Consider the following 8,505-nt stretch of genomic DNA (forward strand, 5'->3'; position numbering starts at 1 on the left):
GCAGGATGTGACGGAAGCGGCCGAACTCGATCGAATGAGGACTTCATGACCGTTCTGAAATCTCACATCTCGCCATCCTCCGAAGCCTTCAGAGCCAACCAGACGGCCATGGCCGAGGCGATCGCGACGATCGAGGAGGCCGTGAAGCTGGCGGCTGCCGGCGGTGGTGATGCGGCGCGTGAGCGGCATGTCAGCCGCGGCAAGCTGTTGCCGCGAGACCGCGTCGCCAATCTCATCGATCCCTCAACGCCGTTCCTCGAAGTCGGGCTGACGGCAGCGCACGGCATGTATAACGGCGACGCACCGGCGGCGGGGCTCATCACCGGTATTGGCCGTGTGTCGGGCCGCGAGTGCATGATCGTCTGCAACGACCCGACGGTCAAAGGCGGCACTTATTATCCCCTGACGGTGAAGAAACACTTGAGGGCCCAGGAGATCGCCGCGGAAAACCATCTGCCCTGCATCTATCTGGTCGATTCCGGCGGCGCCAACCTGCCGAACCAGGACGAGGTGTTTCCGGACCGGGATCATTTCGGCCGGATCTTCTACAACCAGGCCAACATGTCGGCAGCCGGCATCCCGCAGATCGCCGTCGTCATGGGATCGTGCACGGCTGGCGGCGCCTATGTGCCGGCGATGTCGGACGAAACGATCATCGTCGAGGGTCAGGGCACGATCTTTCTTGCCGGGCCGCCGTTGGTGCGGGCGGCGACCGGCGAGGTCGTCTCGGCCGAGGACCTCGGCGGCGCCGACGTGCATACGCGCCTTTCAGGCGTTGCCGATCACTTGGCACGCGACGACGCCCATGCGCTGGCGCTCGCTCGCCGGGCCGTCGGCGCCCTCAACCGCCACAAGCCCCGCACGGTCGAACTCGCAACGCCCGAGCCGCCGCTCTACGATCCGCAGGAAATCGCCGGCATCATTCCGTCCGACCTGCGCACGCCCTATGATATCCGCGAGGTCATCGCTCGTGTGGTCGACGGCTCCCGTTTCGACGAGTTTAAGGCGCGCTATGGCAACACGCTCGTCTGCGGCTTCGCCCATATCCACGGCATTCCGGTCGGCATTATCGCCAACAACGGCGTGCTGTTTTCGGAGTCCGCGCTGAAAGGGGCACATTTCGTCGAGCTCTGCGCCCAGCGCAAGATCCCGCTCGTTTTCCTGCAGAACATTACCGGCTTCATGGTCGGGCGGAAGTACGAAACCGAAGGCATCGCCAAGCATGGCGCCAAGCTTGTGACGGCGGTGGCGACGGCGCGGGTGCCGAAGGTTACGATGCTGGTCGGCGGCTCCTTCGGCGCCGGTAACTACGGCATGTGCGGCCGGGCCTTCTCGCCGCGGTTCCTGTGGACCTGGCCGAACAGCCGCATTTCCGTGATGGGCGGCGAGCAGGCGGCCGGCGTGTTGACGACCGTGCGCAGCGAGGCGCTGAAGCGGGCGGGAACGCCCTGGAGCGACGAGGAGGAGGCGCGCTTCCGCCAGCCAATCCTCGACCTTTTCGAACGGCAGAGCCATCCGCTCTACGCGTCGGCCAGGCTGTGGGACGACGGGGTCGTCGATCCGCGCAAAAGCCGCGACGTGCTCGGCCTCTCGCTTTCGGCAGCACTCAACGCGCCGATCGAAGATACGCGCTTCGGCCTGTTCAGGATGTAGGGATATCCGGATGAAACGCGAAAACATCAACGCCGAGAATGCGCCGCAACCGCGCGGCGGCTATTCACAGGCGGTTCGGATCGAGGATTTCGAGCGCCTGCTGTTCGTCAGTGGCCAGGTGCCGTTAACACAGGAAGACGCGCTGCCAGAGGGTTTCGAGGCGCAGGCTCGCCAGGTGTGGCGGAACATCGACGCGCAACTCACCGCTGCGGGCATGACCAAGGCCGATATCGTCAAGGTGACGGTCCTGCTTGCCGACCGCCAGCACGCCATGGCCAACCGTGCGGCCAGACAGGAGTATCTGGGGGCGCTCGCGCCGGCGATGACGGTGGCGATCGCCGGGATTTTCGACGCCGGCTGGCTGCTCGAAATCGATGTGATCGCAGCGCAGTAAGGGCCAGGAGATGCCAATGTTTTCCAAGCTGCTGATTGCCAATCGCGGCGAGATCGCCTGCCGGGTGATACGCACCGCCAGGCGCCTCGGCATCCGCACGGTCGCCGTCTATTCCGATGCCGATGTCGGTGCGCTGCATGTGGCGCTTGCCGACGAGGCAGTCCGCATCGGTGCCGCTCCGGCGCTCGAAAGCTATCTGTCGATCGACCGGATCATTGCCGCTGCGCAGTCGGTCGGGGCCGATGCGATCCATCCGGGCTACGGTTTCCTGTCCGAGAATGCCGACTTTGCCGAAGCGGTCGAAGCTGCGGGCATCACCTTCGTTGGACCGTCCGCCCGGGCAATCCGTGCCATGGGTCTGAAGGATGCGGCCAAGGCGCTGATGGAGCAGTCAGGCGTGCCGGTGGTGCCCGGCTATCACGGCGAGCGGCAGGATCCGGAGTTTCTGGCCGAAGAGGCGGCCAATGTCGGTTTCCCGGTCCTGATCAAGGCGCGCGCCGGTGGCGGCGGCAAGGGCATGCGCCGGGTCGACCATGCCGGCGATTTCCCGGCAGCGCTCGAGGCGGCCCGCCGCGAAGCCGAGGCCGCCTTCGGTGACGGCTCGGTGCTGATCGAGAAGTACCTGACGAAGCCGCGGCACATCGAGGTGCAGGTCTTCGGCGACCGGCACGGCAATATCGTCCATCTCTTCGAGCGCGACTGCTCGCTGCAGCGTCGCCACCAGAAGGTCATCGAGGAGGCGCCCGCTCCGGGCATGACCGAGGAGGTGCGCCGCGCCATGGGCGATGCAGCGGTAAGGGCCGCGCAGGCGATCGGCTATGTCGGCGCGGGTACCGTCGAATTTATCGCCGACGTCACCAACGGCCTGTGGCCGGACCAGTTCTACTTCATGGAAATGAACACCCGGCTGCAGGTCGAGCATCCGGTCACCGAAGCAATCACCGGCGTTGACCTCGTCGAATGGCAGTTGCTGGCCGCGGCCGGCGAGACTCTGCCGAAGCGGCAGAGCGAAATCACCATCGAGGGCTGGTCGTTCGAGGCGCGCATCTATGCGGAAGATCCCTCGCGCGGCTTCCTGCCGGCAACCGGCCGGCTGACGACGCTGGCCTTTCCCGCCGACGGCGTGCGCATCGATTCCGGCGTCCGTCAGGGCGATCGGATAACGCCCTTCTACGACCCACTGATCGCCAAGCTCATCGTCTACGGCCCGAACCGCGCGACCGCCCTTGCCAAGCTTGAGAACGCGCTGAAGGCCTGCCGCATCGGCGGCACGATCACCAATCTCGATTTTCTCGGGCGGCTTGCAGCGGAGCCGGATTTTCGCGCCGGTTACCCGGATACCGGGTTGATCGACCGCGCGATCGATCGCCTCACGGCACCGGTCGCGCCCACCGATGCAGCCCTGGCGCTGGCGGCAATCGTATCGACCGGGGCACTGCGGCCCGACGGATCCGCTGATCCGTGGTCGGCGCTCGGCCACTGGCAGATCTGGGGTGACGCCAGCCGAAACATCACCATCGAGCACAGCGGCGGGCGGGCGACCGTGGCACTTGCAGCGCGCGGGCGCGATCAGTTCGCGGTCCACACCGGGGCGGCGGCACTGCCGGTCGTCATTCTCGACCGCTTCGAGGATGGTGCCCGTGTTGAGATATCAGGCGCTCAACAGGTGTTCCGGTTCCTTCGCGAAGGCGAGCAGATCACGCTGTTCGTCGACGGCGAAACATATGTGTTGCGCCTGCCGGATGCGCTTGGCGCCGGCCACGCCAGCGAGGTTGCCGACGACGAGGTGGCCGCACCGATGCCGGGCATCGTCAAGCTCATCCGGGTCCGTCCCGGCGATGCCGTCGACAAGGGGCAGGCGCTTGCGGTGATGGAGGCGATGAAGATGGAACTGACGCTGTCGGCCTCGCGTGCAGGCGTGGTCGAGAGCGTGCATGTCGCCGAGGGCGAGCAGGTGAGTGCGGGGGCAGTGCTGGTCATGCTGCAGCCGGAGAGTGCGGCATGAGCAAGCCGGCGCGGCAGCATGTGACGATCGTCGAAATGGCGCCTCGCGACGGGTTGCAGAACGAGAGCCGTCTTGTCGACACCGCTGACAAGATCCGCCTCGTCGATCTACTCTCCGACTGCGGCTACGAGCGCATCGAGGTGACGAGCTTCGTCAGCCCGAAATGGGTTCCGCAGATGGCCGACGCCGCCGAAGTCATGGCCGGTATCATCCGGCGGCCGGGCACGCGCTATGCAGTGCTGACGCCCAACATGCGCGGCCTTGAGGCTGCAATCGACGCGGGGGCGGACGAGGTGGCGATCTTCGCCTCGGCTTCGGAAACTTTCTCGCAGAAGAACATCAACTGTTCGATCGCCGAAAGCATTGAGCGGTTTCGTCCGGTTGCCGAAGTCTGCCGGAAAAAAGGGCTCCTGCTGCGTGGCTATGTGAGCTGTGTCGTCGAGTGCCCCTATGAGGGGGCAATCGCCCCGGCGAGCGCCGCCTATGTCGCCAACCTGCTCGACAATCTCGGTTGCTACGAGATCAGTCTCGGCGACACGATCGGCCGCGGCGCGCCGGAGGCGGTCGATGCCATGCTGGCAAAGGTGCAGGAAGGCATCGCTTCGGAGAAACTGGCCGGCCACTTCCACGACACTTCCGGCCGCGCACTCGACAACATCGCGGTGGCGCTCGATCGCGGCTTGCGGGTGTTCGATGCGTCCGCGGGCGGCCTTGGTGGCTGCCCCTATGCGCCGGGCGCGGCCGGCAATGTCGACACGCTCGCGGTCAACGCCTTCCTGGCGGCCAAGGGCTTCTCGGCCGGACTGGACACGGCAAAACTCGAACAGGCAGCCGCCTTCGCGCGGACTTTGAGGAGTGGGCAATGACGTTCGAAACCATCCGGATAGACACCGATGCCCGCGGTGTCGCTCGACTGACCCTGGCACGGCCGCAGAAGCACAATGCACTTTCGGCGAAGATGATCAGGGAATTGACCGAGGCTGCCGAAACACTTTCGGGTGAGCGGTCGGTTCGGGTTGTCGTTCTGGAGGGGGAGGGGCGCAGCTTCTGTGCCGGCGGCGATCTTGGCTGGATGCGCGAGCAGTTCGATGCCGATCGCGCGACGCGTATCGCCGAGGCGACGCGACTGGCAATGATGTTCAAGGCACTGAACGAGATCGCCAAGCCGGTGATCGGCCGCCTGCACGGCAATGCCTTTGGCGGTGGTGTCGGCCTGATGAGCATCTGCGATGCTGCGGTCGCGTCTTCAGATGCCAAGTTCGGCCTGACCGAAACGCGCCTCGGCCTGATCCCGGCGACCATCAGCCCCTATGTTGTCGCCCGCATCGGAGAGGGCAAGGCGCGGCCGCTGTTCATGTCCGCTCGTCTGTTCGGCGCCGAGGAGGCCCGCGCTTTGGGCCTCGCCACGGTCGTTGTTGCGGCGGATGCACTGGACGCAGCGGTCGAAGCGGAGATTGAACCCTATCTCTCGGCAGCGCCTGAGGCCACGGGTCGAGCCAAGCGGTTGGCCCGTTCGCTTGGGGCGCCGATCACGGAGCAGACGATCGCGGCGACGATCGAGCAGCTTGCCGATTGCTGGGAATCCGACGAGGCGCGCGAGGGTGTCGGTGCCTTCTTTGACAAACGCGAGCCTGCGTGGCGGCAATAGGCCTTCCTTGATTTGGGCATGCTTTGATCTTACTTTGATTGGGTAGTGATCAAAATAGGACCGGATCCTGCCATGGCTGCCGTCAGTTTCAACATATCCGCTGCCGACTACGGCGAGAGCCAGTCGTCCTTCCTGTCCGCTCGCCTCGTTTCGGACCGGCTTGGCGTCACGCTGGCTGAGCTTGCAAAACTGATCGGTGTCGCGCGCAACACGCTGACGGCGAAGTCGAGCGCCCGCAAGGTCGATGCGGCGCTGAGCGGCGTCGTTCGCATCCTTGCGATGGCCGGCGAAATGGCCGGCGACGACAGCCGCGCCGTCATCTGGTTCAAGCACCAGCCCATCCCCGGCTGGGCCGGCAAGACCGCCTATGACCTTGTCGGCGAAGGCAAGGCCGACAAGGTGCTCGCCTATCTCGAAGCCGTGCGTTCGGGCGTCTACTCCTGATGGCACAAAGCGAGCCGGTGCGCCTGTGGCGCGCCTATGTCCCGCGCTGGGCGCATGCGCCGCTTTCCGGTGAAGGTGCTGCACGTTTCGGCGGGCGGTGGAACCCCATCGGCCTGCCGACGATCTATGCGGCGCGTGAACTGTCGACCGCCTGGGCCGAGTATAATCAGGGCTTCGTCCAGCACCCGGCGCTGATCGCCCAGCTCGAACTGGCGGGCGCCATGCTTGCTGACCTGACGGAACCGGACGGTCTGGCCGCACTCGGCCTTAGCGAGACCATCCACCGGTGCGAATGGCGCGACGCGCTCGACCACGGGCGCATGCCGGAGACGCATCGCGTGCAAGCGGATCTTGCGGCGCAAGGCTTCGACGGCCTGATCTACCCGTCCTTCATGTCGCCGGGTGGCAGCTGCGTTGCGCTCTGGCGCTGCAATGCAGGCGACGGCGCTGAATTGAAGGTCATCGATCCCGAGGGACGGCTGCCGAAGACGCCGGCCTCCTGGCTCTGAAGCCAGGGTTCCGAAGGTACGGGGTTCCTGTAGGCGTACCGTTTCCGGCTCCTGGAGTTACCCTTAAAGCACCTTGCCCGGATTGAGGATGCCATTCGGGTCCAGCGCGCGCTTGATCCGCCGCATGAGCTCGAGTTCGGCGGCGCTGCGGGAATGGTCGAGGAAGTCGCGCTTCAGGGTGCCGATGCCGTGTTCGGCCGAGATCGAACCGCGGTAGCGCCGAACGATGTCATAGACGATGCCGTCGACGATATGCGCTGTCTCCGTGTCGCTGTCGGGGTCGGAGAACGCGATGTGGAGGTTGCTGTCGGCGACGTGGCCGAAGAAGGAGACGTGCGCGGCGGGAAACCGCGCGGACAGCGCCTGGCCGCATTCTCCGGCGAAGCGGCCGATAACGCCGATCGGCAGGCTGACGTCGAGATTGATCAGCGAGGGAAGTTGGCTGTCCATGGCGTGACCTTCGCGGACGCTCCAGAATGAACGGCTCTCCTTCTCCGATTGGGCAATCAGGGCATCGCTAATGATCTCGTCCTCCAGTGCACCGCCGAGAAATGCTTCGAATGCATCGCGCTCGCTTTCATTTCCCAAGAGGTCCTGCTCGACAACGACGACGAAGGGTGGAACCTCATCGAAGAGCCTCTGCTTTTCCGCTTCTGCGTTGAAGCGGAAATAGCTTTCCCACATCGCCTCGAATGCCGAGAGGCCCGGCAGACCGCGCTGGCACCGGGCCAGAAAGGCGACGACATTGTCGTAGCTGTCGAGAGCGCAGAGTGCCGTCAGCCGGCCGGCCGGCAGCGGCCGCAGCCGCAGGACTGCACGGGTGATCACGCCAAGCGTTCCCTCGGAGCCGATGAAGTACTGCCTGAGGTCGTAGCCGGTGTTGTTCTTGATCATCTTGTTGAGCGACGAGACGATCGTGCCGTCTGCAAGCACGACCTCGAGGCCCAGCACGTTGTCGCGGGTGACGCCATAACGAAGCACGCGGATGCCGCCGGCATTGGTGGCGAGGTTGCCGCCGATCTGGCAGGAGCCGCGGGCGCCAAGGTCGATCGGCAGCAGGAATCCTGCGTCTTCCGCGGCGCGTTGAGCCACTTCGAGCGGGGTGCCTGCGCGCACCGTCATCGTTCCCGCCTGCGCGTCGACCTCTTCGATGCCGGTAAAACGTTCGAGCGAGACCGCGATCGCATCGCCGTCGGCGTTGGCGCCGCCGGCAAGACCGGTCATTCCCCCTTGGACGACGACCGCTTGGCCGCGCGCATTGCAGAGCCGTAGTGCTGCGGCGATCTCATCGCTGCTGGTTGGACGAATGACGGCTTTCGGCAGGTCAAGGCCCGTCAGGCTGGCGTCACTGCGGTGGCGCTCGCCGATATCCGTGCCGCTGAGCACGATGTCGCCGAGGGTTTGCTTGAGGTCGTCGACGATGGTCATGCAGCGTTTCTCCCGTTGCCGCGGCCCGATCATTGGTGGCGGACGGTTCTGCTTAGCGCATCTTGCGGCAAACCGATATCGGAACGGCGACGTTGTCGTCGTGCTTTGCCGGCACGCCGCGGACCTAACGGCTAAGGGGGGAGCATGGTGAGGCATCCCCTTCAAAACAGGCTGCACTTTAAAGCGCTACAGCGACCTTTGCGCGTCTGATAAGTCACGCGGCGCTGGAGTGGGGTCAAGTCCCCGTACGGGCGAGTTCAAAAGGTTCGGCCTCAGCCGACTCCGCATCGGTGGTCGTTTCCGGTTCCGTTGTCGCGGTTTGACTGTCCCTGAAGAGCTTCCACTTCGTCGGTCGGAAGGCGATGCGGCTGTGGTCGCCGGCGGCGGCGCGCTCGGGAGAGAGCTCGATCTCGACATGGGGATG

8 protein-coding genes and 1 pseudogene are annotated in these 8,505 nt (G+C 65.2%); 7 read left to right on the top strand and 2 right to left on the bottom strand.

All coding sequences use genetic code 11. The annotated features are described in order from the left end of the window. Positions 1 to 45: 45 nt before the first annotated feature. From MKZ91_RS11335 to MKZ91_RS11365, 7 genes are all read left to right on the top strand, one after another. The gene (locus MKZ91_RS11335) at positions 46 to 1,653 is read left to right on the top strand and encodes a carboxyl transferase domain-containing protein (RefSeq protein WP_336170978.1); all 1,608 of its coding nucleotides are present in this window, start codon (positions 46 to 48) and stop codon (positions 1,651 to 1,653) included. A 10-nt stretch (positions 1,654 to 1,663) separates the two neighbouring features. Next, the gene (locus MKZ91_RS11340) at positions 1,664 to 2,047 is read left to right on the top strand and encodes a RidA family protein (RefSeq protein WP_336170979.1); all 384 of its coding nucleotides are present in this window, start codon (positions 1,664 to 1,666) and stop codon (positions 2,045 to 2,047) included. 16 nt (positions 2,048 to 2,063) lie between these two features. Next, a complete protein-coding gene (locus MKZ91_RS11345) occupies positions 2,064 to 4,052 on the top strand; it encodes an acetyl/propionyl/methylcrotonyl-CoA carboxylase subunit alpha (protein WP_336170980.1) in 1,989 nt (662 codons plus the stop codon). Continuing rightward, positions 4,049 to 4,918 (top strand): hydroxymethylglutaryl-CoA lyase, encoded by an 870-nt coding sequence (locus MKZ91_RS11350; RefSeq protein WP_336170981.1) that lies wholly within the window; start codon positions 4,049 to 4,051, stop codon positions 4,916 to 4,918. Before MKZ91_RS11345 ends, MKZ91_RS11350 begins: the two co-directional genes overlap by 4 nt. Beyond that, positions 4,915 to 5,700, top strand: a complete 786-nt coding sequence (locus MKZ91_RS11355; RefSeq protein WP_336170982.1) for a crotonase/enoyl-CoA hydratase family protein — start codon at positions 4,915 to 4,917, stop codon at positions 5,698 to 5,700. The genes MKZ91_RS11350 and MKZ91_RS11355 overlap by 4 nt, the downstream gene beginning before the upstream one ends. A 72-nt stretch (positions 5,701 to 5,772) precedes the next feature. After that, positions 5,773 to 6,144 (top strand): antitoxin Xre/MbcA/ParS toxin-binding domain-containing protein, encoded by a 372-nt coding sequence (locus MKZ91_RS11360; RefSeq protein ID WP_336170983.1) that lies wholly within the window; start codon positions 5,773 to 5,775, stop codon positions 6,142 to 6,144. Continuing rightward, positions 6,144 to 6,653 (top strand): RES family NAD+ phosphorylase, encoded by a 510-nt coding sequence (locus MKZ91_RS11365; RefSeq protein ID WP_336170984.1) that lies wholly within the window; start codon positions 6,144 to 6,146, stop codon positions 6,651 to 6,653. The genes MKZ91_RS11360 and MKZ91_RS11365 overlap by 1 nt, the downstream gene beginning before the upstream one ends. Before the next feature lie 63 nt (positions 6,654 to 6,716). Here the strand turns inward: MKZ91_RS11365 and MKZ91_RS11370 are convergent, their stop codons facing one another. Then, positions 6,717 to 8,081 carry an FAD-binding oxidoreductase gene (locus MKZ91_RS11370; protein ID WP_336170985.1) on the bottom strand — a complete coding sequence of 455 codons (1,365 nt, stop codon included), beginning with the start codon at positions 8,079 to 8,081 and terminating at the stop codon, positions 6,717 to 6,719. A gap of 235 nt (positions 8,082 to 8,316) precedes the next feature. Next, positions 8,317 to 8,505, bottom strand: a pseudogene (locus tag MKZ91_RS11375) (sulfate ABC transporter ATP-binding protein); the annotation flags it as partial.

Origin of the sequence: Ensifer sp. MJa1, from assembly GCF_037026475.1 — a bacterium.
Taxonomy (GTDB): domain Bacteria; phylum Pseudomonadota; class Alphaproteobacteria; order Rhizobiales; family Rhizobiaceae; genus Ensifer.

Bases quoted from the DNA above. Each gene is read 5' to 3' on its own strand.
- MKZ91_RS11335 (WP_336170978.1), top strand. From the start codon at position 46: ATGACCGTTCTGAAATCTCACATCTCGCCATCCTCCGAAGCCTTCAGA.
- MKZ91_RS11340 (WP_336170979.1), top strand. From the start codon at position 1,664: ATGAAACGCGAAAACATCAACGCCGAGAATGCGCCGCAACCGCGCGGC.
- MKZ91_RS11345 (WP_336170980.1), top strand. From the start codon at position 2,064: ATGTTTTCCAAGCTGCTGATTGCCAATCGCGGCGAGATCGCCTGCCGG.
- MKZ91_RS11350 (WP_336170981.1), top strand. From the start codon at position 4,049: ATGAGCAAGCCGGCGCGGCAGCATGTGACGATCGTCGAAATGGCGCCT.
- MKZ91_RS11355 (WP_336170982.1), top strand. From the start codon at position 4,915: ATGACGTTCGAAACCATCCGGATAGACACCGATGCCCGCGGTGTCGCT.
- MKZ91_RS11360 (WP_336170983.1), top strand. From the start codon at position 5,773: ATGGCTGCCGTCAGTTTCAACATATCCGCTGCCGACTACGGCGAGAGC.
- MKZ91_RS11365 (WP_336170984.1), top strand. From the start codon at position 6,144: ATGGCACAAAGCGAGCCGGTGCGCCTGTGGCGCGCCTATGTCCCGCGC.
- MKZ91_RS11370 (WP_336170985.1), bottom strand. From the start codon at position 8,081: ATGACCATCGTCGACGACCTCAAGCAAACCCTCGGCGACATCGTGCTC.